The 26212-nt window shown below is 75.2% G+C and carries 20 protein-coding genes; 13 read left to right on the top strand and 7 right to left on the bottom strand.

The window, feature by feature from the left end; genetic code table 11:
• Positions 1-10: 10 nt before the first annotated feature.
• The 12 genes from IEY75_RS09040 (at position 11) to IEY75_RS08985 (ending at position 14014) form a co-directional block, all read left to right on the top strand.
• On the top strand, positions 11-673 hold the full coding sequence (locus IEY75_RS09040) for a cell division protein SepF (RefSeq protein ID WP_189113787.1): 663 nt from the start codon (positions 11-13) through the stop codon (positions 671-673).
• 93 nt (positions 674-766) lie between these two features.
• Positions 767-1066, top strand: a complete 300-nt coding sequence (locus IEY75_RS09035) for a YggT family protein (protein WP_189113786.1) — start codon at positions 767-769, stop codon at positions 1064-1066.
• A gap of 52 nt (positions 1067-1118) precedes the next feature.
• Positions 1119-1943, top strand: a complete 825-nt coding sequence (locus IEY75_RS09030; protein ID WP_189113785.1) for a DivIVA domain-containing protein — start codon at positions 1119-1121, stop codon at positions 1941-1943.
• Between the two features lie 38 nt (positions 1944-1981).
• The gene (locus IEY75_RS09025) at positions 1982-2410 is read left to right on the top strand and encodes a hypothetical protein (protein WP_189113784.1); all 429 of its coding nucleotides are present in this window, start codon (positions 1982-1984) and stop codon (positions 2408-2410) included.
• 64 nt (positions 2411-2474) lie between these two features.
• Entirely contained in the window at positions 2475-3977 is a 1503-nt protein-coding gene (locus IEY75_RS09020) for a potassium/proton antiporter (protein ID WP_189113783.1), read from the top strand.
• A 754-nt stretch (positions 3978-4731) separates the two neighbouring features.
• Positions 4732-5163, top strand: coding sequence for a TraR/DksA family transcriptional regulator (locus tag IEY75_RS09015; protein WP_373290244.1), 432 nt, complete (start codon positions 4732-4734; stop codon positions 5161-5163).
• A 98-nt stretch (positions 5164-5261) separates the two neighbouring features.
• On the top strand, positions 5262-5852 hold the full coding sequence (gene lspA, locus IEY75_RS09010) for a signal peptidase II (protein ID WP_189113782.1): 591 nt from the start codon (positions 5262-5264) through the stop codon (positions 5850-5852).
• A 44-nt stretch (positions 5853-5896) separates the two neighbouring features.
• Positions 5897-6781 carry an RluA family pseudouridine synthase gene (locus tag IEY75_RS09005; RefSeq protein ID WP_189113931.1) on the top strand — a complete coding sequence of 295 codons (885 nt, stop codon included), beginning with the start codon at positions 5897-5899 and terminating at the stop codon, positions 6779-6781.
• Position 6782: 1 nt separating this feature from the next.
• Entirely contained in the window at positions 6783-7610 is an 828-nt protein-coding gene (locus IEY75_RS09000) for a hypothetical protein (RefSeq protein ID WP_189113781.1), read from the top strand.
• Positions 7611-7759: 149 nt separating this feature from the next.
• Positions 7760-9487: an ATPase gene (locus IEY75_RS20860; RefSeq protein ID WP_229789470.1), complete on the top strand. Its 1728-nt coding sequence runs from the start codon at positions 7760-7762 to the stop codon at positions 9485-9487.
• A gap of 145 nt (positions 9488-9632) precedes the next feature.
• Positions 9633-13166 (top strand): DNA polymerase III subunit alpha, encoded by a 3534-nt coding sequence (dnaE, locus tag IEY75_RS08990; RefSeq protein WP_189113780.1) that lies wholly within the window; start codon positions 9633-9635, stop codon positions 13164-13166.
• Positions 13163-14014, top strand: a complete 852-nt coding sequence (locus tag IEY75_RS08985; RefSeq protein WP_189113779.1) for a DUF2567 domain-containing protein — start codon at positions 13163-13165, stop codon at positions 14012-14014. Before dnaE ends, IEY75_RS08985 begins: the two co-directional genes overlap by 4 nt.
• Here the strand turns inward: IEY75_RS08985 and IEY75_RS08980 are convergent.
• The 3 genes from IEY75_RS08980 to IEY75_RS08970 all read right to left on the bottom strand — a co-directional run bounded on the left by IEY75_RS08980 (position 13929) and on the right by IEY75_RS08970 (position 17878).
• Positions 13929-14612 (bottom strand): LON peptidase substrate-binding domain-containing protein, encoded by a 684-nt coding sequence (locus IEY75_RS08980; RefSeq protein WP_189113778.1) that lies wholly within the window; start codon positions 14610-14612, stop codon positions 13929-13931. The genes IEY75_RS08985 and IEY75_RS08980 overlap by 86 nt on opposite strands.
• 108 nt (positions 14613-14720) lie before the next feature.
• Positions 14721-16232 carry a glycosyltransferase family 4 protein gene (locus IEY75_RS08975; protein WP_229789469.1) on the bottom strand — a complete coding sequence of 504 codons (1512 nt, stop codon included), beginning with the start codon at positions 16230-16232 and terminating at the stop codon, positions 14721-14723.
• Between the two features lie 77 nt (positions 16233-16309).
• Positions 16310-17878 carry a glycosyltransferase gene (locus tag IEY75_RS08970; RefSeq protein WP_444544006.1) on the bottom strand — a complete coding sequence of 523 codons (1569 nt, stop codon included), beginning with the start codon at positions 17876-17878 and terminating at the stop codon, positions 16310-16312.
• Positions 17879-18202: 324 nt separating this feature from the next.
• On the opposite strand from IEY75_RS08970, the gene IEY75_RS08965 reads away from it, so the two are divergent.
• Positions 18203-20857, top strand: coding sequence for a glycosyltransferase family 4 protein (locus IEY75_RS08965; protein ID WP_189113776.1), 2655 nt, complete (start codon positions 18203-18205; stop codon positions 20855-20857).
• A gap of 16 nt (positions 20858-20873) precedes the next feature.
• Here the strand turns inward: IEY75_RS08965 and IEY75_RS08960 are convergent, their stop codons facing one another.
• From IEY75_RS08960 to trmB, 4 genes are all read right to left on the bottom strand, one after another.
• Positions 20874-21404, bottom strand: coding sequence for a zinc metalloprotease (locus IEY75_RS08960; protein WP_189113775.1), 531 nt, complete (start codon positions 21402-21404; stop codon positions 20874-20876).
• Positions 21405-21657: 253 nt separating this feature from the next.
• A complete protein-coding gene (locus IEY75_RS08955; RefSeq protein ID WP_189113774.1) occupies positions 21658-22821 on the bottom strand; it encodes a S8 family peptidase in 1164 nt (387 codons plus the stop codon).
• Positions 22822-22903: 82 nt separating this feature from the next.
• Positions 22904-25423 carry a DEAD/DEAH box helicase gene (locus tag IEY75_RS08950; protein ID WP_189113773.1) on the bottom strand — a complete coding sequence of 840 codons (2520 nt, stop codon included), beginning with the start codon at positions 25421-25423 and terminating at the stop codon, positions 22904-22906.
• Positions 25424-25431: 8 nt separating this feature from the next.
• On the bottom strand, positions 25432-26115 hold the full coding sequence (trmB, locus tag IEY75_RS08945) for a tRNA (guanosine(46)-N7)-methyltransferase TrmB (protein WP_189113929.1): 684 nt from the start codon (positions 26113-26115) through the stop codon (positions 25432-25434).
• Positions 26116-26212 lie beyond the last annotated feature (97 nt).

Below are 26212 nucleotides of genomic sequence, written 5' to 3'. Positions count from 1 at the left end.
AGGTGGGCGCGTGAGCGCAATGCGCAAGGCCGGAGTGTGGCTCGGACTCATCGAGGAGGATGACGACCGCGCGTACGACCGGGAGTACGACGAGCCGGGCTACCGGGAGTCGGGCTACCGGTCGCGCCCCGTGGCCGACAGCTACGACGACGAGGACGAGGACGACGACGAGCCGCCGGTGCCCCGGGCGCGGGAGCGGGTCGCCGAGATGCGCGCGGAGCGGGCCGAGCGCGCGGAGCGCGCCGCCGCGGGCGCCCGGGTGCGCTCGATCACCCGGACCGGCCCGACCACTGGCGGGGGCGGCTTCGCTACCCAGGACAACCTCGCCCTGGCCACGCAGACGGCCCCGCCCACGCCGCGCGAGCGGCCCGTCGCGGTCGAGGAGCCCGAGCGCCGGTACCAGATCACCACGCTGCACCCCACCACATACAACGAGGCGCGCACGATCGGCGAGCACTTCCGCGACGACGTCCCGGTGATCATGAACCTGACGGAGATGGACGAGTCGGACGCGAAGCGGCTCGTCGACTTCGCCGCCGGCCTGGCGTTCGGTCTGCGCGGTACGATCGAACGCGTCACGAATCGGGTGTTCCTGCTCTCACCAGCCAACGTGCAGGTAACCGCCGAGGACAAGGCCAAGATCGCGGAGGGCGGGTTCTTCAACCAGAGCTGAGGACCCGCCGACGCGGCGCGGGGATGCACGCTGCGTTAGGCTCCGCCGGTCGTCGCCTCTGCACCAGCGCTGACCGAATGGAGTGCCGCCACTGTGCTGTCGATCGTCAGCCAGGTCGCGTACCTGCTGGTTTACGTCTTCCTCCTGGTTCTGCTGACCAGGTTCGTCCTGGAAGCTGTCCTCCAGTACGGCCGCCGCTGGCAACCGGGGCGCGGCGCGGCCGCGACGATGGAGACGGTGTGGAGCGTTACGGATCCGCCACTGCGGGCGTTGAGGCGTGTGATCCCCCCGTTGCGGGTTGGTACCGTGAGCTTCGACCTGGCCTCCCTTGTGCTGCTGGTTATCCTGTTCGTGCTGATGAGTTTGCTAGGGCGGCTGATCGCCGGGGCCTGACCGCCCACGCGACCAGTACGCCTCGCGGCCGCAACTGACCCGAGGAGTTTCGATGCCGCTGACCCCGGCCGACGTGCACAACGTCGCCTTCAAGAAGCCCCCGATTGGCAAACGGGGCTACGACGAGGAGGAGGTCGACGCCTTCCTGGACGAGGTCGAGCGCGAACTCGCCCGTCTGATCGAGGAGAACAACGAGCTGCGCGCCCAGGTGGAGCGCGGCGGTGGCCGGGGTGCCCCGGCGGCGGCGGGGGGCGACCCGCGCATGGCCGCCGAGATGAACGACCTGAAGGCGCAGCTCGACCGGGTGCAGCGGGACAAGGCCGCCGCCGAGCAGGCCGCCCGCGCCATGCAGGGCGAGCTGGAGCAGATGCGTGCCCAGGGCCCGGCGCCGGCGCCGGCCGCCGCGCCGCAGACCACCGCTGACGGCGAGCAGCAGGCACTGCGGGTCCTCATGATGGCCCAGCGCACCGCCGACGACCACGTCAACGACGCCCGCCGCGAGGCCGACAAGCTCCTCTCGGACGCCCGGTCCAAGGCCGAGGAGGTCACCCGCGAGGCCCGCGCCAAGGCCGACGCCCTGGAGCGCGACGCCCGCCAGCGGCACCAGGAGGCCATGGGCGGCCTGGAGGCCAAGCGGTCGGCGCTGCAGAAGCACATCGAGGAGCTCAAGCAGTTCGAGCGGGAGTACCGCACCCGCCTCAAGGCGTACCTGGAGAGCCAGCTCCGGGACCTCGACGGGCGGGGCCAGGGCCTGGAGGCCGAGATGAGCCGCGCGGACGCCGCCCGCGGAGCCGCTGCCGCCGCCGGGGGCGGCCTCGCCACCGCCGGCCTGTCCGGGCCGTACGGCCGCACCGGCATCGACGCCGGCGGCCGCTGAGCCCCGTCGGACGTGACGCGACGCGGTGGGGATGAGTGATGGTGGTCGGTAGCCTGCTGCTCATCCTCGCCGCGGTCGCGCTGTTCGGCATCGGCGCCGCCGCCGGCTCCGGCCCGCTGTTCGGCGGATCGATCCTCGTCAGCCTCCTGGCCGGCGCCGCGCTGCTGGTCGGCGTCCGGCAGGCGACGCCGCCGGCAGCCGCACCCGCGGGCGGGCCCCGGATCCCGCGCCCCACCCGCACGCCGCGGCAGGTCACGCCGGGCAACCTGGCCCGGCTGGCGGCGATGACCGCGGCCGTGCGGGTGACCGAGGGCGGCGCGTCGTTCCACCTCGACGGCTGCGGCGACCTGGCCGCCGACGGCGGCCGGCAGGTCCCGGTCGGCGCGGCGGTGTCGGCCGGGCTGGCGTCCTGCCGGTGGTGCCAGCCCGCCGAGGCGCTGCTGCGCCCCGCGGCCCGCCGGTCGTGACGACAGCAGCGGCGCGCCCGGACCGCCCCGCGGCCGGCGGGCGTCCCCCGCGCGGCCCCGCCTCGTGACCACCGGGCTCGACGTCGTCCTGCTGATCGGCGCGGCGGTCCTGCTCGTGTCGGTGGCGGCCGTCCGGCTGTCCGCGCGCGCCGGCCTGCCCAGCCTGCTGGTGTACCTGCTGCTCGGCGTGGCCCTCGGCGAGAGCGGCCTGGGCATCGAGTTCGACGACGCCGAACTCGCCCGGGTGCTCGGCTTCGTCGCGCTCATCCTGATCATCGCCGAGGGCGGGCTGACCGCCCGGTGGACCGCCCTGCGCCCGGTCCTCGGCCTGGCCTCGACGCTGTCCACGCTCGGCGTCCTGGTCAGCATCGCCGCCGTCGGCCTGGTCGCCCATTACGCGCTCGGGCTCGACTGGCGGCTGGCCCTGCTGTACGGCGCGGTGCTCTCCTCGACCGACGCCGCGGCGGTGTTCTCGACGCTGCGCCGGCTCAAGCTGCGGCGCCGGCTGGTCACGGTGCTGGAGGCCGAGTCCGGCATGAACGACGCCCCGGTCGCCCTCCTCGTGATCCTGCTGGCGACGGGGGAGTTCGGCAGCCGGCCGTGGTGGCAGGAGCTGCTGCTGGTCGCGTACGAGCTGGCGGCCGGCGCGGCGATCGGGCTGGCGGTCGGCTTCGCCGGCCGGGCCGCCCTGCGCCGGGCGGCGCTCCCCTCGGCCGGCCTGTACCCGATCGCGGCGGTCGCGCTGACGGTCCTCGCGTACGCCGTCGGCGCCGCCGCGCACGCCTCCGGCTTCCTCGCGGTGTACGTGGCCGGGGTGGTGCTGGGCAACGCGCGGCTGCCGCACCGGCAGGCGATCCTCGGTTTCGCCGACGGGGTGGCCTGGCTGGCCCAGATCGGCCTGTTCGTCATGCTCGGCCTGCTGGTCTCCCCGGCGCAGCTACCCTCCGCCGTGCTGCCGGCGCTGGTGGTCGGGGTGGCGCTGCTGGTCTTCGCCCGGCCGCTGTCGGTGTGGGTCAGCGCGTGGCCGTTTCGGATACCGCTGCGCGAGCAGGCGTTCCTGTCCTGGGCGGGCCTGCGCGGCGCGGTGCCCATCGTCCTGGCGACCATTCCGCTGTCGGCCGGCTACCCGGGCGCCGGGGAGCTGTTCAACGCCGTGTTCGTCCTGGTCGTGGTGTTCACCTTCGCGCAGGTCAGCGGCATCGGTTCGCTCGCCCGGCGGCTCGGGGTGACCGCGGCGGGGGACGAGGCCACGGAGCTGAGCGTCGAGACCGCGCCGCTGGACCGGATGGGCGCCGACCTGCTCCAGCTCGACGTGCCCGAGGGCTCGCGGCTGTGCGGCGTCTACCTCGACGAGCTGCGGCTGCCGCCCGGCGCCGCGGTGACCCTCGTCGTCCGGGACGCGGAGGCGTTCGTCCCGGCGGCCTCGACCCGCCTACGGACCGGGGACAGCCTGCTGATCGTCGCCACCGGCCAGGTCCGGGACACCGCGGAGCGCCGGCTGCGGGCGGTGAGCCGCCGCGGCCGGGTGGCCCGGTGGCTCGGCGAGGAGGGCCATGCGTCGGAGTGATCTCCGCGCTTCGCGTGCGCCCGGTGTTTGGTGACCTTTTATGCTGGTCCGACGCGCCCGCGCCCGGCGGGGTGGGCGAGCGGTGACCAACAGGTCCCGCGCGGCGGCACGGCGGGGCCTGCCGGCCCGCGCCGGCGTCGGGGGCGGTGTGCGCGACGGCCGGTCGCGCACCGGGTGGACGGGGGACGCCATGGCCGAGCGTGCGGTGAAGCGCGGGGCAGCGACGACGCGGACGGCCGGCGGCGACCGGCCCGCCGACGGCCCGCCCGCGACCGGGCGGCCGGCCCGGGGGGCCGCCCGGACCGCGGCGTCGGGCGCGAAGTCCCCCGCCAAGGCGACCCGCTCGACCAAGCCCGCGGCCCCGAAGGCGTCGACCCCCGCCCCGGCATCTGAGACCGCCACACCGAAGCCCCCGGCATCGAAGACGACTCCAGCACCGAAGACGCCCGCCGCCAAGCAAGCGGCCACCAGGAAGTCCGCTGCCGTCGCTCCGACGGCCAGGACTCCGGCGGCCAAGACCTCGACCGCCCCTGCACCCGGCGCCAAGAGCACGGCAGCCAAGAGCACGGTGGCCAAGAGCACGGCAGTCAAGAAGGGCGCCGGCACGACGACCGCCCGGAAGGCCGCCACCGCAGCGGCGGTGCCCGGCGGCGACCTCCCCGACCGCGCCGACGGGGGGCCGTCCGGTGCGCCGGACGAGGGCACCGGCGCTCCGGCGGCGCCCCGCCCGGCTGCCCCGTCCCGCCGCCGCCGGGTGGCCGAGCCGGCCGAGGGCGCGGCGAGGCTGTCGAAGGCCGGGGCCGGTACCCCGCCCCGCCGCAGCCGCAGCGCCGGGGAGGAGGCCGAGATCCGCGCCGCGCTGACCGCCAGCCTCGCGGAGCTGACCGAGGAGTACGACCAGACCATGGTCGAGATCACCGCGCTGCAGCGCGGCCGGCTGTCCGACTCCGCGGGCGACGACCAGGCCGACACCGGTACCAAGACCGGCGAGCGCGAGCAGGAGATCACCCTCGTCAACAACCTCGCCGACCGGGTGAGCCAGGTGGAGCGCGCCCTGGAGCGGCTCGACGAGGGCGGCTACGGCTGGTGCGAGCGGTGCGGCAACGCGATTCCGGTGGAGCGGCTGGCCGCCTTCCCGATCGCCACGCTGTGTATCCCGTGCAAGCAGCTCGCCGAGCGCCGCTGACCCGTCCACGACCTCTCCTTTCCCGCTACTGTGCGTAGTTGGCTCGGCGCGTCCGCGTCGTCGCGGCCGCGCCTAGTAGATTGCTCCGACAAAGGTGGATGCCCCGGGCGACCGGGCGTGGGAGGTGGGGCGTGGGTCCAGAGCGCGGGTCGGCGGGCGCGCCGTCGGGTCCGGGGCGGGCGGTGTGGCTGCTGGGCGGCCTGGCCGCGGCGATCCTGGCCGGCGACGTGGTCACCAAGCAGGTGGCGTTGGCGCAGCTCGCCGACGAGGTGCCGGTCCGGCTGTGGGGCGGCGTGCTCTACCTGTCGCTCACCCGCAACAGCGGCGCCGCGTTCAGCCTCGGCGGCGACTACACGTGGATCTTCCCGATCTTCGCGGTCATCATGATCGGGTTCCTGGTCTGGCTCGCCCGCGGCGTGCGGTCGCTTCCCTGGGCGGTGTCGCTCGGGCTGATCCTGGGCGGCGTCCTCGGCAACCTGACCGACCGGGTCTTCCGGGCGCCCGGGGTGTTCCGGGGGCACGTGGTCGACATGGTCTCGCTGTTCGACCCCTACGGCCGGATCTGGCCGGTGTTCAACCTCGCCGACAGCGCCCTGGTCTGCGGCGTCGTCCTGGCCGTGTTCCTGGAGTTCACCGGCCGGCCCCGCGACGGATCGCGGCGCGGCGACACGACGGAGGTACAGGCGTGAGCGGGCAGGCCCGGACGTTGCCGGTCCCGGACGGGCTGGACGGGATGCGGGTGGACCAGGCGGTCTCCCGGCTGTTCGGGCTGAGCCGCACGGCGGCCGCGGCCGTGGTCGCCGCGGGCGACGTGCTGCTGGACGGCACGGTCCGCGGCAAGTCCGACCGGGTGCAGGCCGGGGCGTGGCTGGAGGTGACGCTGCCCGCGCCGCGCACGGCGCCGGTGGCCGACCCGGTGCCGGTGGACGGCCTGCGCATCGTGCACGACGACGAGGACATCGTGGTGGTGGACAAGCCCGTCGGCGTGGCGGCCCACGCGAGCCCCGGCTGGACCGGCCCCACGGTCACGGCCGGCCTGGCCGCGCTGGGTTACCAGGTCGCGACGTCGGGGGCGGCCGAGCGCCAGGGCGTGGTACACCGGCTGGACGTCGGCACGACCGGCCTGATGGTCGTCGCCAAGAGCGAGCGGGCGTACCGGGAGCTGAAGCGGGCGTTCAAGGAGCGGGAGGTGGGCAAGCGGTACCACGCGCTGGTTCAGGGCCACCCGGATCCGCTGCGCGGCACCATCGACGCCCCGATCGACCGGCACCCCCGCCACGACTACAAGTTCGCGGTGATGTCCGGCGGCAAGCCGAGCGTCACCCACTACGACACGCTGGAGGCGTTCGCGGCGGCCAGCCTGGTGGACGTCCGCCTGGAGACCGGGCGCACGCACCAGATCCGGGTGCACTTCGCCGCCCTGCGCCACCCCTGCGTCGGGGACCTTACGTACGGCGCCGACCCCACCCTGGCCAGGGCGCTGGCCCTGGACCGCCAGTGGCTGCACGCCCACCGGCTGCGCTTCGTCCACCCCGGCACGCAGTCGCCGGTGGAGTTCGTCAGCGACTACCCGCCGGACCTGGCCGCGGCGCTGGCGCAGTTGCGGCAGGCGGGCTGAGGTGCGTCTGGCCGCCGCGCTGCGTCGGCTGGACGCGTGGGCGCTGCCCCGGCTGGCGGCGGGCCTGCGCGGGCTGATGCGCCGGTGCCGCCGCGCGCGGGTGCCCCTGTCGGCCGGCGGCCTGGGGCTGGTGCTGCTGCTGAGCTTCGCCGTGTGGCAGGGCGGCCGGCCGGGCAGCCGGGCGGCCGCCGAGCCCTCGGCCCGGGTGGGTGCCGGGCCGGGCGAGAGCGTGACCGGGTACCTGAAGGCCAGCCGCGCCCAGCTCCGGGCGCTGGCCGCGGCGGCGCCGGCCGAGGAGGCGTACGCCCTGGTCACCCTCACCGCCTACCTGGCGCCGGACCGGCTCCCGCCGCTGGTCGGCGGACTGTCGGTCTCGGCGGTCTTCGCCAAGGTCCCGCTGCCCGGCGTGGACACCCGGGTGGTCAAGATCGATGCGTTCCGGGTGCCCGAGGACGTGGTGGCCGGCATGGGCCAGGTCGCGCTGCGCTTCGACGGCGAGGTGCTCGACTACCAGGAGCTGCTCGCGCGCGCGGCCGGCACCGACGAGAAGGCCCGCCGGCTGCGCGCGTCGTACGAGGCGCAGCGCCGGGTGGTCGGCACCGAGGCCGCCGCCATGCGGGCCGCCTGCTCCTGCGTGTACGCCCTGGTGGTGCGGGCGCCGCACGCGGTCCTGGCGCGGGTGGCGACCCAGCCGGAGGTGCGGATCGTCGACCCGGCGCCGGAGGTCCGGCGGCTGGACCGGACCGTGTTCCTCCCGCCGCTGCCGGACCAGGAGTGCGGGGGCGGAACGTCCAGCGGATGTGTCCCGAAAGTGCCGAATACGCGCTAAGTCGCATCCGCCCTTCTTGTGCCGCGTTGAAACTCCCGATGGGCGGATGCCCGCCCGGTGGACCGCCGCCCCCGCGTGGCCGGTCCACGGGCCGAGGTCGGAGAGGTTCGCGGCCGGCGACGGCGAGCGGACGGTGCTGGGAGGCAAGCGTGGAGGGCGCCGAAGTCGATCGGGAGCGTGGGGGACACCCCGCACCGCGATGGCGCGCGCTGCTGGACCGGGCGCGCGGCACCCGGCCCGAGGACGCCCCGGCCGCGGCGGAGGACGACCTGTCCTGGCTCGACCCGGCCGCCGGCTGGCCGGAGCGCGGCGGCGCCACCTACGTCAGCGCCGCCGCCCGCCACCCGCTGGCCCGCCTGTCGGAGCCGATCTGGGAGCCGCCCCAGCAGCGGCTCGCCGCGCCGCCGGCCGAGGAGTGGGCGCCCGCGCCGGAGGACGACCGCTGGGACGGCGCGGACCCGACCGCGGACGTCGCGCCGCCGGACGCGCGCTGGTCCGCCGAGACCGCCGCCCCCTGGCGCCCCGCCGGCCACCCGGACCGGGACTCCGGCGCCGGGCCGGGGGAGTGGGCGGCGCCCGGCGACCCGGACGGGGACGACGAGCACCCCACCGGCGACCCGCCCGCGCGGCCCCGAGACCCGCACGCACGCCATCACCCCCACGCCCGCCATCATCCGCACGACCGCCACGACCACCGCCGCGACCGCGACGACGACCGCGACGAGCGCGACCTGGTGCCGGACGCGGCGTGGACCGGTCCGCCCGGGTACCACGCCGCCACCCCTCCTGCCACCGACACCGACATCGACACCGCCGACACCGACACCGACAGCGCCGCCGCTGTCCGCCGGCCCGCTGACGCCGCCGACCACGGAGTCCGCCGGCCCGCGGGCGCCGATGACCCGCTGACCCCGCACGACCCCGCGGCACGCGCGCCCGACTGGACCCGCCAGCCGCCGGCCGCCGGCTACCCCCGCCTGGACGTCGACCCCGGCGCCCTGCCCGGGTACGGCGCCGCCCTGCTGGCCGACTTCGGCGGCGAGCTGTCGTTCCACGCCGCCGCCCCCCGCGACGGCGACGACCCGGCCGTGCGGCTGCGGCGCGGCTTCGGCGGCCCCCGGGTGATCGCGTTCGCCAACCCCAAGGGCGGCGTCCACAAGACCACCGCCACGGTCCTGGCCGCCGCGACCATCGGCGCCGTCCGCGGGCGGGGCGTGGTGGCCTGGGACGACAACGAGCTGCGCGGCACCCTGGGCCTGCGCGCGGGCAGCGCGCGGCACGCGCGCACCATCCGGCACCTGGTCGGCGACCTGGAGCGCATCGAACAGGCGCCGCCGGCCGCGCTGCGCTCCGAGCTCGACGACTACCTGCGGCACGCCCCCGACGGCTCCTACGACATCCTCGCGGGCGAGGAGAACCCCCGGTTCGCCCAGCAGCTCGACGCCGTCACCGTCCAGCGGGTCCTGGACCTGCTGCGGCGGACCCACGACGTCGTGTGCGTCGACACCGGCAACAACGTGCAGAGCGCCAACTGGCAGACCGTCCTGCGCGGCTGCGACCAGCTCGTGGTGACCACGGTCCCGCGCGAGGACGCCGCCTTCGCCGCCGACTGGATGCTGGACCTGCTGCACGAGGTCGGCCTGGGCGCGCTCGCCGACCGGTCGGTGACCCTGGTGTCGAGTACGACGCCGGCACGCTCGGCGCTCGCCGAAGACCTGGAGCGGCACTTCGCCACCCGGACCCGTGCCGTGGTCAGCGTGCCCTACGACCCGGCCTTGGAGGCCGGCTCCTCCATCGACCACCACGAGCTGCGCCCGGAGACCCGGGCGGCCTGGCTGCGCGCCGCCGGAGCGATCATGGAGCCGTTCACCGGCTGACCGCGGCGGTACCCGGCCGGGGATGTCCCCGCGCAGCGATAGGGTGTCGGAGGTCGAGATTCCGCCCCGGTACCGGCCGGCGCGCCTGCCGGTCCGCGCCTGCCGGCGGCCGCCCCGTGGATCAGCCGTCCCGTGAAGGAGCCGCATGACGGACCCGTTCGTGCACCTGCACGTCCACACCGAGTACTCGATGCTGGACGGGGCGGCCCGGCTCGGCGACCTGTTCGCCGAGGCGAACCGGCTCCAGATGCCGGCCCTGGCGATGAGCGACCACGGCAACATGTTCGGCGCGTACGACTTCTACCAGCAGGCCACCCGGGCGGGCGTCAAGCCGATCATCGGGGTGGAGAGCTACGTCACGCCGAACACCCCCCGCCAGGAGCGCACCCGGGTCCGCTGGGCCGAGGGCGGGGAGAACGACGTCTCCGGCGGCGGCGCCTACACCCACATGACGATGCTGGCCGCCGACGCCGAGGGCCTGCACAACCTGTTCCGGATGCAGTCGCGGGCCAGCATCGAGGGCTACTACTTCAAGCCGCGGGCCGACCGGGAGCTGCTGCACGCGTACGGCAGGGGCGTCATCGCCACCACCGGGTGCCCGTCCGGCGAGATCCAGACCTGGCTGCGGATCGGCAACTTCGAGAAGGCGTGCGAGTCGGCCGGCGAGTTCGCCGACATCTTCGGCCGCGACAACTTCTACCTGGAGCTGATGGACCACGGCCTGGACATCGAGAACCGGGTCCGCGCCGACCTGATCCGGCTGGGCCGCCGGCTCCAGCTCAAGCCGCTGGCCACCAACGACCTGCACTACACGTACGCCCGGGACGCCGACGCGCACGAGGTGCTGCTGTGCGTGCAGTCCGGCTCCACCATGGCCGACCCGAAGCGGTTCCGCTTCGACGCCCGCGACTTCTACCTCAAGTCCGCCGCGGAGATGCGCGCGCTGTGGGACGCGGAGGTGCCCGGCGCCTGCGACAACACGCTGGAGGTGGCGGAGAAGATCGGCGACTACTCCTCGGTGTTCGCCGCCCGCAACCTGATGCCGCAGTTCCCGGTGCCGCCGGGGGAGACCGAGGAGTCGGTCCTGCGCCGCGACGTGTTCGCCGGCCTCCGCCGCCGCTTCCCGGGCGGGGTGCCGGAGGACCGGCTGAAGCAGGCCGAGTACGAGCTGGACGTCATCCTCACGATGGGCTTCCCCGGCTACTTCCTGGTCACCGCCGACCTGGTCGCCTACGCCAAGCGGGAGGGCATCCGGGTCGGCCCGGGGCGCGGCTCCGCGGCCGGCGCCCTGATCGCCTACGCGCTGGGCATCACCGAGCTGGACCCGATGCAGCACGGCCTGCTGTTCGAGCGCTTCCTCAACCCCGACCGCATCTCGATGCCCGACATCGACATGGACTTCGACGAGCGCCGCCGCGGCGACATGATCCGCTACGCCACGGAGAAGTACGGCGACGCCCGGGTGGCGCAGATCATCACCTACGGCACGATCAAGGCGAAGGCCGCGATCAAGGACGCCTCCCGGGTCCTGGGCTACCCGTTCGCCATGGGCGACCGGATCACCAAGGCGATGCCGCCCGCGGTGATGGGCAAGGACATCCCGCTGACCGGCATCTTCGACCCCTCGCACAAGCGGTACCCGGAGGCGGTGGAGTTCCGCCAGCTCTACGAGTCCGACGCCGAGGTCGCCAAGATCGTCGACACGGCGAAGGGCCTGGAGGGCCTCAAGCGCCAGTGGGGCGTGCACGCCGCGGGCGTGATCCTGTCCCGCGACCCGCTGGTGGACGTCCTGCCGATCCAGAAGCGCGAGCAGGACGGCGCGATCATCACCCAGTGGGACATGGGCGCGTGCGAGAACATCGGCCTGCTCAAGATGGACTTCCTGGGCCTGCGCAACCTGACCATCATGGACGACTGCCTCGACGGCATCCGCGACAACAAGGGCGTCGACCTGGTCCTGGAGACGCTGCCGCTGGACGACCGGGCCACCTACGAGCTGCTCGGCCGCGGCGACACCCTCGGCGTGTTCCAGTTCGACGGCGGGCCGATGCGCGCGCTGCTGCGCTCGATGGCGCCGGACAACTTCGAGGACATCTCCGCCGTCGGCGCCCTCTACCGCCCCGGCCCGATGGGCGCCAACGCCCACAACGACTACGCCGACCGCAAGAACAAGCGCAAGCCGGTGGTCCCGATCCACCCGGAGCTGGCCGACGCGCTGGAGGACATCCTGGGCGACACCTACGGGCTGATCGTGTACCAGGAGCAGGTCATGGCGATCGCGCAGAAGCTCGCCGGGTACACCCTCGGCGCCGCCGACCTGCTGCGCCGGGCCATGGGCAAGAAGAAGAAGGAGATCCTGGACAAGGAGTACGTCCCGTTCTCCGACGGGATGAAGGCCAAGGGCTTCTCCGAAGCGGCGATCAAGACCCTGTGGGACATCCTGGTCCCGTTCTCCGACTACGCCTTCAACAAGGCCCACTCCGCCGCGTACGGCCTGGTCTCCTACTGGACGGCCTACCTCAAGGCCAACCACCCGGCCGAGTACATGGCCGCGCTGCTGACCAGCGTCGGCGACGACAAGGACAAGTCGGCGATCTACCTGGCCGAGTGCCGGCGGATGGGCATCAAGGTGCTGCCGCCGGACGTCAACGAGTCCCGCGCCCGGTTCGCCGCCGTCGGCACCGACATCCGGTTCGGCCTGGCCGCGGTCCGCAACGTCGGCACCAACGTGGTCGAGTCGATCGTGCGCTGCCGCCGGGAGAAGGGCGCCTACACCGACTTCTACGACTACCTGCGCAAGATCGACGCGGTGGCCTGCAACAAGAAGTCGATCGAGTCGCTGATCAAGGCGGGCGCGTTCGACTCGATGACCCACCCGCGGCGCGGGCTGCTGACCGTGCACGCCGACGCGGTCGAGTCGTTCATGGACCTGAAGAAGAACGAGGCGGTCGGCCAGTACGACCTGTTCGGCGACGCGTTCGGGGCCGGCGGCGACACCGGCACCCCCATGACCGTCACGCCCAGCATCCCCGCCTCGGAGTGGGACAAGGCCGACCTGCTGGCCTTCGAGCGCGAGATGCTCGGGCTGTACGTCTCCGACCACCCGCTGCTCGGCGTCGAGCACGTGCTCTCGGCCGCGGCGGACATGCCCATCGCCGCGCTCGGCGAGGAGGGCGGGGTCGGCGACGGCCAGGTGCTGGCGCTGGCCGGGATCCTGTCCGGGGTGCAGCGCCGGATCACCAAGCAGGGCCGGGCGTGGGCCTCGGCCACGCTGGAGGACCTGGGCGGGGCGGTCGAGGTGCTGTTCTTCCCCAACACCTACGAGCTGGTCGGCCAGTACATCGCCGAGGACGCGATCGTGGTGGTCAAGGGCCGGGTCGACCGGCGCGACGACCAGCCCCGGCTGATGGCGATGGACCTGTCCGTCCCGGAGATCACGGCCGTCGACGAGGTGCGGCCGCTGGTGCTGAACCTGCCCACGCCGCGGTGCACCCCGCCGACGGTCGACCGGCTGCGGGAGGTGCTGGTCAGCCACCCGGGCAACGCCGAGGTGCACGTCCGGCTGACCCAGGGCAGCCGGGTCCGGCTGCTGCGCCTGAACCCGCACCGGGTGGCGCCGACCACGGCGCTGAAGGCCGACCTCAAGGCCCTGCTCGGCCCGAGTGCGGTGACCGGGTGAGCACCGACGGGCCGGCCTGGCCGGCGCCGGTGGGCGTGGGGGCGGCGGAGGCGGCCGCCCTCGCCGCGCCGCGGCCCGCGCGGCGCGGCGGCTGGGTCCGGCACGCTGCGCTCGTGGGCGCGCTGGCGGTGGCCGGCGTGCCGCTCGGGCTGCTGTGGCAGGCGCTGGCCCCCGACGTGCCGCTGCGGATGACGGCCGCCGGCCCGGCGCTGACCAGTCCGCAGCCGGAGCAGTTCGCCGCCGCCGACGCGTGGTTCACGATGCTGGGCGCGGGTCTCGGCGGCGCGGCCGCGGTGGCGGCCTGGGTGCTCCTGCGCCGGTACCGGGGCGTCGGGCAGCTCGGCGCGCTGGTCCTGGGCGCGGTCGCCGCGGGCGTCGTGGCGTGGTGGGTCGGCCGGCAGATCGGCCTCGCCGACTACCGGGCGCTGCTGGACTCCGCGGCGGGGACCAGGCTGGCCAAGCCCGCGGACCTGCGGGCGACGCAGGTGTACCGGCTCGGCGGGGTCCTGCCGCTGGTCCGCGGCGACGTGCTCGCGCCGGCCCTGTGCGCGGCGACGGCGTACACCCTGCTGGCCGGCTGGTCCCGGTTCACCACCCTGCGCCGGCACGAGGAGGACGCCCTGGCCTGGGCCCGACCGGCCTGGCCGGTCCTTGCGGGCGTCCCCGGCGCGGACGGCGGGGCGCAGGCCGAGGGCGGAGTGCAGGCGGACGGCGGGGCGCAGGCTGCCGGCGGCGGCGGACCCGGCGCCGGTGCGGGTCCGGTCAGTTCGGCAGGGGATGGGTGGTCCACCGGGCCAGGGGCTGCGGCACCGCCCGGATCCGGCCCAGCAGCGCCGCCTCCCGGCTGAGCAGCCGCTGGCCCGTGCGCAGCCGCGCGGCCGTGTCCGGCGCGGCGAGCAGGAGCTGGCGGTCGTCCACGCTCAGCGAGGCGACCGCGCCGACCAGGTAGGACACCACCCGGGGGTCGGTCGGCAACTGCTCGGTGGCGGCGGTGTCGCCGTCGAGCGCGGCCAGGTACCGGCGCAGCGCGGCGCACACCTGCGGGACCAGCGCCGCCGCCCCGGCGCCGGCCGGCTCGGGCAGCCACCGGACCTCGGCGGTCAGGTACGGCGCGGCCACGGTGTCCAGCCCCTCGACCTCGAACCGGCGGCGGCCCACCACCACGACGTCGTACCGGCCGTCGGCGTGGGCGGTGATCGTGCGGACGACCGCGGCGCAGCCGACCGCGTGCAGGGTGACCGCGCGCCCGGTGGCGTCGACCGGCCGGTCGAGCAGCGCGTTGCCGCGGTGGATGGCGACCACGCCGAACTCGCGCGGCACCCGCGCCGGCAGCGCGACGAGCCGGCGGACGAGCGCGCGGTACCGCTCCTCGACCACCCGCAGCGGCAGGACCAGCCCCGGGAAGAGCACGGTGGGCAGCGGCAGCAGCGCCAGCCGCGCACTCATCCGACCACCCCAACCGGCCTCCGCCGCCGCGTCCGGCGGTGCGGTCCTGACCGGCGCCGGGCGACGCGGACATCCTACGACGCCCCGCCGCCGGGTCACGGCCGCCGGCTAGGAGGCCGGTTCGAGGAGCTGCGAGTACAGGCTGTCCAGGACCTTCGCCTGCGCCTCCCACGTCCACGAGTCCAGCAGGTCGGTCTCGTACACCGCGCGGTACCGGGCCGGGTCGGCGAGCACGGCCCGCACGGCGCGGGCGTAGTCGGCCGCGTCCTCGGCCCGGAACACCTCGCCCTGCCCCGACTCCCGGACGGTGGCCGCCATCGTCTTCACGTCGCTGACCACGATCGGGAGCCGGGCCTGCGAGTACTCGAAGAACTTGGTGATCAGCGCGATCTCGTGGTTCGGGTAGTGGTGGATGGGGATCACGCCGATGTCGGCGCTGGACAGGAACGGCACCACCTGGTCGTGCGGCACGAACGGGTGCACGTGCAGCCGGCCGGCCACCCCCAGGGCCGCGGCCTGCTCCCGCAGCGCGGTGACGAACGGGCTGTCCGGCGCGTTGACCACGAACGCCACGTGCACGTCGTCCAGCAGGGGCATGGCCTCGACCATGGTGCGCAGGCCGCGCTGCTCGGCCGCCCCGCCGCTGTAGACCACCAGCGGGGTGTCGGCGGCCAGGCCGCACTGCGCCCGCAGGCTGGGCGCGGTGCCGTCCGCGGTGATCTCGGCGGTGGACGGGGCGTTGAGGATCACGTGCGGGGTGCGCGGCAGGCGGTGGCGCTCGCGGAGCATCTCGGCGAGGGTGTCGGAGACGGTCACCACGGCGTCGGCGTACCGGGCGTACTCCCGCTCGTGGTCCATGTTCGCCTGCTTCCAGCGCACGTTGTCCACCCAGGAGCGGATGCCCGGCAGGTACTCGTGGGCGTCCCAGACGAGCTTGACCTGCCGGCCCTTGAGCCGGCCGCGCATCGCCGCGCGGGCGCCGACGCCGAGCATCCGGAAGTCGTGGGCGTGGATGAGGTCGGGCTTGAGCCGGTCGATGGTCGGCCCGAACGTCAGCTCGTACTCCCACAGCGTCGGGTCCAGCCGCCGCCAGCTCCGGCTGCCGGCCAGCGCGCGCCACAGCGCCGCGTACCCGCGGTCGATCGGCCCGTGGTGCCGGCGCGGCTGGCGGGCGGCCGTGAGCTGGTTGGTGCGCAGCCGCACCCAGCGCCGGCCCACCTTGTGCACCAGCGACTCGGCGCGCAGCCAGGCCGGCGGCCGCCCCCCGGCGTACCGGCTGACGTCGCGCCGCTCGTTGATGCTGGCCTCCCAGGAGGAGATCCACTCGCGGCGGTACCCGGCGATGCCGTTGGGCGGGTACGCCAGCGGGTGGCGCAGCCACGACCGGTGCAGGCCGTGCCGCGGCAGCGCGACGCCCGTGGCCGGCCGCAGCATGTGTACGGTCGCGCCGCCGAGCTGCCGGGTGGACGAGCGGGGCGCCCGCCCGAGCAGGAAGACCTCCCACCCCGCCTCGGCGGCGGAGACGGCGATCTTCTGGACCCGCGAGTCGTTGTGGATCTCGCGGTGGACGAGCATGACGATCCGGCCCCGGTGGGTCGGGGTCTCCTCGGTCGGGTTCATCGGTTCCTTCCAGGCGGGTTCCCGGCCGCCCGCGGCATGGCCGGATCGTTCGGGTCAACGCTCCAGGGCACGGGCCGTCACTCTGCCGGCTCGGCCGCGGCGCCGACCCGCGCCCGCGCGCGGTCGGGGGTGCGGCCGCCCGGGACGGGGACGCCGGCCTCGGCCGCCGCCCCGACGCCGCGCAGGCGCGCGTAGAGCTGGTGCAGCACCTGGACCTCCTCCTCCCACGTCCACCGCGACAGCAGCGCGGGGTTGTCGTAGGCGGCGCGGTACCGGGCGGGGTCGGCGAGCACGGCGCGCACCGCGCGGGCGAGGTCCTCGCAGTCCTCGGCCGCGAACACCTCGCCCTGCCCCGTGCGCTGCACCATGGCGGCCATCGTGGCGACGTCGCTGGTGACCAGGGGCAGGCGGGCGTGGGAGTACTCGAAGAACTTGGTGATCAGCGACAGCTCGTGGTTGGGCCAGTGGTGCAGCGGGATCAGCCCGACGTCGGCGGTGGACAGGAACTCCGGCACGTACCAGTGCGGCACGTACGAGGCCAGGTGCACCCGCTGCCGGACGCCCTGGCGCACCGCCTGCTCCAGGACCCGGGCGACGTAGCGGGGGCCGGACTGGCCGACCACGAGCGCCAGGTGCGCGCCGGGCAGCAGCCGCAGCGCGGTGACCGCGTTGCCGATGCCCCGCTGGGCGGCGGCGGCCCCGCTGTACACCAGCAGCGGGGTGTCGGGGCCGAGGCCGCAGGCGGCGCGGATGTCGCCGTACCGCCGCCGGTCCTCGTCGGTGACCGGCCGGTCGACGGAGGGCACGTTCTGGACCACGAGCGGCCGCGCGGCGAGCTGGTGGTCGCGCTGGAGCAGGTCGGCGATGGGCTCGGAGACCGTCACCACGGCGTCGGCCAACGGCAGGTACTCCTCCAGGTAGCCCAGGTGCGCCGGCAGCCACCGCCGCTGCGCGCCGGGCTGGCGCAGGCCGCGCAGGTACTCGTGGGCGTCCCAGACGAGGGCGACCTCCCGGCCGGCGAGCCGGGCCCGGCGGACGGCGCGGGCGCCCACCCCGAGCATCCGCACGTCGTTGGCGTGGATGATGTCGGGCGCCAGGGCGTCGACGGCCGCGCCCAGGGCCACCTCGTAGCGCCACAGGTACGGCTCCAGCGACCGCCAGGCGCGGTGGCCGCGCACGGCGCCCGCCAGCCGGTACCCGAGCGCGTCGCGGCGGGTGATGCGCAGGTGCCCGGCCTCCTTGGCGGCGGTCTGCGCGACCCGGGCGGCCACCCACCGGTCCTGGACCCGCCGCAGCAGGCCGGTGACCTTGCGGGCGGCCCACCGGGGCGTCCGGGGCGCGACGGGGCGGGCGCCGGCCAGGAACACCCGGTCGGTGCGGCGGAGCTGGGCCAGCTTGCCGAAGTGGTCGGCGTGCTGGGGGGTGGGGTAGGCCAGCGGGTGGCGCAGCGAGCGGCGGAAGTCCCGGCGCCGCGGGCGCGGCAGCGGGGCCACCGGGTACGTCTGGGCCACCGCGTCGCCGACCGCCCAGCGCGCCGTGGCGTCGCTGGTGACGCCGAGCAGGGTCACGTCCCAGCCGAGCGCGGCGGTGCTGCGGGCCGCCTTCTGCACGCGGGAGTCCCGGGCCACGTCGTTGTCGACGAGCATGACGACACGGCCGGGCGGCCGGCCGTCGGCCGCCGGCCGGTCCTGCGTCCGGGAGGGCGGCGCGGAGTCGTGGGCGATCATCCAGCGCAGCCTAGGGCGTTTACCCAGATATGTCGGTTTTGCGCGCCTACTCTGTCGGGTGAAAGGGGCGCTAAACCAGACGAGCCCGGCGAATGGTGTCTGGCAGACGTATAGGATTCGCCCCGGTAATTCGGCCTGAGGTGTTCCGGCGCTGTCTGATCGGCGTTCACCCGGGCCCGCGCCGCCGGACCGGCTCCCCGTCGTTGATCTGTCCGGTGGCACACCCCCGATGGAGGTCTCTACATGTCCCAGCCTCGCCGTCCCCGCCTGGCCGTAGTCGTGGCGAACGGGATCACCGGCGACTCCCGGGTGCAGAAGTCGGCGATCGCCGCGGCCCGGGCCGGCTGGGACGTCGCCCTGCTCGGCGTCGCCGCCGACGGCCTGGTCAGCCGGTCGATGATGGGCCCGATCCGGGTCTCCCGGGTCGTCGTCCCCGCGTACGTGCGCACGAGCGCCAACGCCCACCCGTGGCGCAGCGCGCTCACCCAGTTCGGCATCGGGCACCGGACCGTCCTGCCGTACTTCGACGCCAACTACCGCGCCGCCGAGCGGCGGACCACGGCGCGCATCGGCGACCTGCGCGCCGCCGCGCGCAACGGCGGGCCGGGCGCCGCCGCCGCCGTCCCCGCCCGCCTGGCCCTCACCGGCGGCCTCAAGGTCCGCCGCGCCGTCCACCAGCTCCGGCGCCGGGCCTTCCTGTGGGAGCAGCGGCAGAAGCGGGCGCCCGCCGGCACCTGGTACAAGGACTGGCCGCAGCTCGTCGACCTGGACAACTCGCTCGGCCCCGCCATCGAGCGGATCCGCCCCGACGTGATCCACGCCAACGACATCACCACCATCGGCGTCGTCGCCCAGGCCGTCTCGCGGATGCGGGCCCGGGGTGAGACGGTGCGGTGGCTGTACGACGCGCACGAGTTCGTCCCCGGCGTCGACTGGCCCTCGCCGCACCAGCGCGCCGCCTACCTGGACCTGGAGGAGTCCTTCATCCGCCGGGCCGACACCGTCGTCACCGTCTCCCCGGAGATCGCCGACCGGATCCGCCAGGTGTACGCGCTGCGGCAGACGCCCCGCGTCGTGCGCAACACCCCCGTCCGCGCCTGCGTCGGCCGGGCCCCCGAGCAGGCGACGGTCCGGGAGGTCTGCGGGCTGGACCCCGACACCCCGCTGCTGGTCTACTCCGGCTGGATCTCCGCCGAGCGCGGGCTCGGCTCGGCCGTCGGGGCGCTCGCGCTGCTGCCCGACTTCCACCTGGCCATCGTCGCCGGCCGCTCGCACCCGGAGCTGGACGGGCTGCTGGTCCAGGCCGAGGACGCCGGGGTCGCCGACCGGGTGCACGTCGTGCCCTACGTTGCCCAGCACACCGTCGCCGACTACCTCTCCAGCGCCGACATCGGACTGATCTGCTCCAAGCGCACCCTCAACTACGAGCTGTCGCTGCCCACCAAGATGGCCGAGTACCTGCACGCCGGCCTGCCCGTGATCGTCAGCGACGTGAAGGCCGCCAGCGCCTTCGTCCACGACCGCGGGGTCGGCGAGGTCTTCACCGCCGGGGACCCGGCGAGCCTGGTCACGGCCATCCGCGCGGTGATGGCCGACCGGGACGGCCGGCGGGCGCAAATCACCGACAGCCTGCTCGACGAGCTGTCCTGGGAGAAGCAGACCGAGGTGCTGCTGGAGGTGTACCAGGCGCTGTCCCCGCTGCCGGCGCCCGCGCCGCGCCCGGACCTGCCCTGGGGCCTGGAGGAGGGCGCGCGGGTCAGCCGGGTCCGCACCGGCGACGGCACGGGCGAGGAGGACGCCGAGGACGAGGAGCCGCCGGTCGAGGCGCCCGCGGTCACCGCGCACTGGCGCAAGATCACGCCCGAGTCGCGGATCCGGCTCGGGCTCGGGCCGGCCAACTACGCCGGGCAGGGCGCGGCGTTCGCCAGCGCGATCTGCCGCCGCCGCCCCGACGTCGGCGCCGAGGTCGTCATGTGGCGCCAGCCGGAGTCCTTCGACTACCCCGCCGACGAGTACCTCGACGTGGACTGCCTGCCCGACGCCGACGTCCAGGCACAGCGGATGAAGAGCATCCTGGAGCGGTACACCCACGTGCTGGCCGACGCGTTCCTGCCGGTGTTCGGCCACCTGTACGGCAGCGCCATCGACAAGGAGCTGCCGATCCTGCGCCGCGCCGGGATCAAGACCGCGATCCTGGCCCACGGCAGCGAGATCCGCCACCCCCTGCACCACATGGACCGGCACAAGTGGTCGATGTTCCGCGACGCCCCGGCGTGGATGGTGGAGAACCTGACCGGCCGCGTCGAGCAGAACCTGAAGATCGTCGCCGCCGGCAAGCTGCCCGTCTACGTCACCACGCCCGACCTGCTGGCCGACGTGCCCACGGCGACGTGGGTGCCGCTGGTGGTGGACGTCGCCGCCTGGGCCTCCGACGAGCCGGTCATGCGCCGCCCGCGCCCGATGGTGCTGCACGCGCCGTCCAAGCGCTGGACCAAGGGCACCGACCACATCCTGCCCGTCGTCGAGGAGCTGGAGCGCAAGGGCATGATCGAGCTGGTGCTGGCCGAGAACGTGCCCTGGGCGCAGGTCCGGGACCTCGTGCAGCGCTGCGACATCGTCCTCGACCAGTTCACCACCGGCAGTTTCGGCACCTTCGCCGTCGAGGCGATGGCCGCCGGCCGGCCGGTCCTCGGCCACATCACCGAGGAGGTCGCCGCCGTGGTGGGCGCGGACCTGCCGATCGTCAACGTCGGCGTCGCCGACCTCGGCGGGGCGATCGAGCAGCTCGTCTCCGACCGGGACCGCGCCGCGGCGCTCGGGGCGGCCTCCGCCGCCTACGCCCGCACCTTCCACGACGGCGCCATGACGGCGCGCATCCTCACCGACTTCCTGAGCTGAGCCGGGCCGGCCCGCGTCAGTTGGCCCGGACCCGGCGCAGGTCGGCGCTCGTCAGCCGGCCCAGGGTCGGGCGGCCGTCGGGGCAGCGGGTGGTCGGGTACATCATCAGCCGGCAGTCGCCGGCGTGGTGCCACGCCAGGCCGTAGACGTGGCCCAGCTCGTGCCGGGCGGCCCGGGACCGGTCGCCCGGGTCGCGCAGCCGCGGGTTCAGGGTGATCGTGTACCGCCGGGCCAGCCACGTGCGGTGCGCCAGGTCGGCGCAGCCGGCCGCCCAGCCGGCCCGGGTGTATCGGTCGCAGGGCGTGCGGCGGGCCTCGCGGATCACGATGCACTTGGCGCCGCTGCGGCACGGGCCGAACCGCGCCGTGCTCCCGGCGTACCGGTCCAGCGCGCGCACCGCGGCGCCGACTCCCCACCGGGCCTTCACGCCCGCGGACACGTTGACGTACGTCACCCGCGTCGCCGCGGCGGCCGGCGCCGCCATCGTGCCGGCACCGAGGGCGCCGACGACGGCCGCGGCCAGGATTCTCCGTACGCCGAACCGCAAATCTCCACCAGCCCAGACCCGGAAGCGTCGCGGGCGCCGCCCCGCGACGCGGGCCGGGCGCCGCCGGAGCCGCTGATTCTGCGCCGGTGGCGGCGGTCGGCGGCTCACCCGCCGGGACGGATCCGGGCGCGCGGTCGCGCGGGGCCCGGCGCCGGTCGGCACGGGCACCGGCCGTTCGGCGCCGCGGCCGGGGACCACCGGCCGAAATCCGCGGGTGAGCCGCCGGGGCCGGCCGCGCCGCGCCCGCGGCTAGCTACTGGACATGGAGCAGGCGGTGGGGCACCGGCCCGGCGGCGTTGGTGATGATCCCCGGCGTCCCGGCGGCGACCAGCGCCGACTCGACCTGCGCGGGCGTGGCCGCCGGCTGTCGCGACAGCAGGAGGGCCACCGCGCCGGCCGCGTGCGGGGCCGCCATCGACGTGCCGGTCAGCTTCGTGGTGGCGGCGTCGTCGGCGATCGTCGTCGACACGATGTCGACGCCCGGCGCCAGGATGTCCACGCACCTGCCGAAGTTGGAGAAGCCGGCCAGCCGGTCCTGGCGGTCGGTGGCCCCGACGGTGACCGCCTCGGCGACGCGGGCGGGCGAGGACCGGCAGTCGACGTCCATGCCGCCGTTGCCGTCGCTGCCCGCCGCCACGGCCGTCGGCACGCCCGCGGCGACCAGCCGGCGCACGGCGTCGTCGAGGGTCGCGGAGGCCGGGCCGCCGAGGCTCATGTTCGCGACCGCCGGCTTCTGCGCGTGCGCCGCCACCCAGTCGAGCGCGGCCACCACCTGCGAGGTCTTGCCGGAGCCCTCGCAGCCCAGGGCGCGGACGGCGACCACCCGCACCTGCGGCGCCACGCCGTGGGCGGTGCCGCCGAGCGTCCCCGCCACGTGGGTGCCGTGGCCGTTGCAGTCGGTGGCGTCGTCGTCGTTGTCGTAGGTGTCGGTGCCGCTGACCGCCCGCCCGCCGAAGTCGCCGTGGGTGGTCCGCACGCCGGTGTCGATCACGTACGCGTGCACCCCCGCGCCGCCGCCGTCGGGCACCCGGTAGGTGTCGTCCAGGGGGAGCCTGCGCTGGTCGAGGCGGTCCAGCCCCCACGAGGCGACGGCGCTGGCGCGGTACCACCGGTCCTGCTCGACCGAGGCGACCGCCGGGTCGGCGGCCAGGCGGCGGGCCTGGGCGGCGCTCGCGGTCAGGGCGTAGCCGTCGAGGACGTGCCGGTACAGCCGGTCGACCCGGCCGCCGTGCCGGGCGGTCAGCCCCGCGGCCCGGCTCTGCACGGACGACCGGGCGGGCCGCAGGGCGACCAGGTAGCTGTCGGCGACCGCGGCGGAGGCGGCGGCGCGCCCGGCGGTGGGCGGGGCGGCCGCGGCGGGGGTGCCGGCGGCGACGGCGGGCAGGAGGGCGGCGGCGAGGATGCGGAAAACGTGCACAGGGGCCTCCGGGTGAGTGGGGAAGGCGCCTCCACACTGTACGAAACGGTGATGTGTTTCGATAGCCGCGCGGCGGCTCCCCTCAGCGGGGTCCTACCCCGGTGATCCGCAGCACGGCCGTGCCGGCCTCGTCGGAGGCGGCCAGGTCCACCTCGGCGGTGAAGCCCCAGTCGTGGTCGCCCGCGGGGTCGTCGAAGACCTGCCGGGCGGTCCACACCCGCGCGCCCCTGTCCAGCAGCAGGTACGCGGGGCCGCGCGCCGCCGGCCCGGTGCCGAGGTCGGCGTACTCGGCGAAGTACGGCGCCATCGCCGCCGACCAGGCGGCGGCGTCCCAGCCCGCCTCGCCGTCCAGCTCGCCCAGGGCGTCCCAGCGCCGGCGGGCGGCCAGCTCCACCCGGCGGAACAGGGCGTTGCGCACCAGCACCGTGAACGCCCGCCCGTTGCGGGTGACCCCCGCCGGCTCCGGCGGCGCGACCGGCGCGGCCGGGTCGTCGGACGGCGAGCGCAGCCGCTCCCACTCGTCGATCAGGCTGGAGTCCACCTGGCGGACCAGCTCGCCGAGCCACTCCACGAGGTCGGTCAGCTCCTCGGTCCGGGCCTCCTCCGGGACCGTCTGGCGCAGGGTGCGGTACGCGTCGGCCAGGTACCGCAGCACCAGCCCCTCCGAGCGCGCCAGCCCGTACAGGCTGACGTACTCGGTGAAGGTCATCGCCCGCTCGTACAGGTCCCGGACGACCGACTTGGGCGCCAGTTCGTGGTCGGCGACCCAGGGGTGGCCGCGGCGGTACATCTCGTAGGCGGCCTCCAGCAGCTCGGCCAGCGGCCGCGGGTGGGTGACCTCCTCCAGCAGCTCCATGCGCTGGTCGTACTCGATCCCCTCGGCCTTCATCGCGCCGATCGCCTCGCTGCGGGCCTTGTGCTGCTGCGCCGACAGGACCTGCCGCGGGTTGTCCAGGATGGACTCGACCACCGAGACCACGTCGAGGGCGTACGTGGGGGACTCGCGGTCCAGCAGCTCCAGGGCGGCCAGCGCCAGCGGCGCCAGCGGCTGGTTGAGCGCGAAGTCGTACGGCAGGTCGGCCGTCAGCCGCACCCGCCGCCCGTCCGGCTCGGGCACGGCGAGCTGCTCGACCACGCCGCCGGCCAGCAGCGCCCGGTACGCCTCGACCGCCCGGCGGATGTGCCGCCGCTGCGCCGCCGGCTCCTCGTGGTTGTCGGTGAGCAGCCTGCGCATCGCGGCGAACGGGTCGCCCGGGCGGCCGATGACGTTGAGCAGCATCGCGTGGGAGACCCGGAAGCGGGACGTCAGCGGCTCCGGGTCGGCGGCGACGAGCCGGTCGTAGGTGGGCTGGCCCCAGCCGACGCTGCCCTCGGGCGGCTTCTTCTTGACCACCTTGCGCCGCTTCTTCGGGTCGTCGCCGGCCTTGGCCAGGGCGCGCTCGTTGTCGATGACGTGCTCGGGCGCCTGCACGACGACGGTGCCGATGGTGTCGAAGCCGGCCCGCCCGGCCCGGCCGGCGATCTGGTGGAACTCGCGGGCGTACAGCAGCCGGGTCCGCACGCCGTCGTACTTGGACAGCCCGGTGAACAGCACCGTGCGGATCGGGATGTTGATGCCGACGCCGAGGGTGTCGGTACCGCAGATGACCTTGAGTAGGCCGGCCTGGGCGAGGGTCTCCACGAGCCGGCGGTACTTGGGCAGCATCCCGGCGTGGTGCACCCCGATGCCGCTGCGGACCAGCTTGGACAGCGTCTTGCCGAAGCCGGAGGAGAACCGGAAGTTGCCGATCGCCTCGGCGATGAGGTCCTTCTCCGCCCGGGTGCTCACGTTCGCCGACAGCAGGGCCTGGGCCCGCTCCAGCGCGGCCACCTGGGTGAAGTGCACGACGTACACCGGCGACTGCTTCGTGCGCAGCAGCTCCTCCAGCGTCTCGTGCAGCGCGGTGGTGGCGTACGAGAAGATCAGCGGCACCGGGCGCTGGACGGAGCGGACGACGGCGGTGGCCCGGCCGGTGCGCCGGGTCAGGTCCTTCTCGAACCGGGTCACGTCGCCGAGGGTCGCCGACATGAGGACGAACTGCGCCCGCGTCAGCTCCAGCAGTGGCACCTGCCAGGCCCAGCCGCGGTCGGGCTCGGCGTAGAAGTGGAACTCGTCCATCACCACCTGCCCGCAGTCGGCCCGGTCGCCGTCGCGCAGGGCGATGTTGGCCAGGATCTCGGCGGTGCAGCAGATGATGTCGGCGTCGGGGTTGACGCTCGCGTCGCCGGTGAGCATCCCGACGTGCGCGGCGCCGAAGACGTCGCACAGGGCGAAGAACTTCTCGCTGACCAGCGCCTTGATCGGTGCGGTGTAGAAGGTGCGGACCCGCCGCGCCAGCGCGTGGAAGTGGGCGCCGGTGGCCACCAGGCTCTTGCCCGAGCCGGTGGGCGTCGACAGGATCACGTGCGACCCGGAGACGACCTCCATCAGGGCCTCGTCCTGGTGCGGGTACAGGGTCAGGTCCCGCCCCGCGGCCCAGGTGGCGAAGGCGTCGTACACGGCGTCGGCGTCCGGCGGCGAGCCGTCCGGTCCGTCCGGGGGCAGGAGGTCGAAGAGCGTCATGATGGCCCCTATCCTGCCTGGTCGCCCCCGCGCGCCGCGACCGCCTCGGCAGCCCGCCGGAAGGCCAGGTCCCGCACGGCCCGTCCGGCGCGCAGGCCCCGCCGCTCGAACTTGGTCACCGGCCGCTGCGGCGGCCGGGGGGCGTAGTCGGCGTGCAGGTTGACCAGTTCCGGGTCGGCGCGCAGGGCCGCCAGGGCCGACGCGGCGTACTCGGCCCAGTCGGTGGCCATCCACAGCGTGCCGCCGGGGCGCAGCCGCGAGCGCAGGAGCGCGACGTGCGCGGGCTGCACCAGCCGCCGCTTGTGGTGCCGGACCTTCGGCCACGGGTCGGGGAAGAACAGGTGCACGGCGTCGAGGGAGCCCGGCGGGATCTGGTGCCGCAGCAGGTCCAGGGCGTCGCCGCGGGCGACGCGCAGGTTGCTCAGGCGGGCGTCGACGGCCAGCCGCAGCAGGTTGCCCAGGCCCGGGACGTGCACCTCGGTGGCCAGGTAGTCGCGGCCGGGGTCCGCGGCGGCCATCGCGGCGGTGGCGGTGCCCATGCCGAAGCCGATCTCCAGGACGACCGGCGCGGTGCGCCCGAACAGCGCGGCGAAGTCCAGCGGCGCGGCCGGCCGGTCGGCGACGTCGACGCCGTAGGCGGCCCAGTGGTCGACGACCGCGGCGGCGTTGGTGCCGCTGAGTCGCCCGCGCATGGTGAACGTCCGCACCCGGGCGGGCCGCGCCACCTGCCCCGGGACCGCCCCGCCGACCGCCCGCGCCCCGACCTGCTCCCGCACCCTCGCCACCTCT

This window comes from Pilimelia terevasa, assembly GCF_014647915.1.
GTDB lineage: Bacteria > Actinomycetota > Actinomycetes > Mycobacteriales > Micromonosporaceae > Pilimelia > Pilimelia terevasa.
The sequence above is the reverse complement of the archived record's forward strand: the minus strand, read 5'-3'. Positions and strand labels throughout refer to the sequence as shown.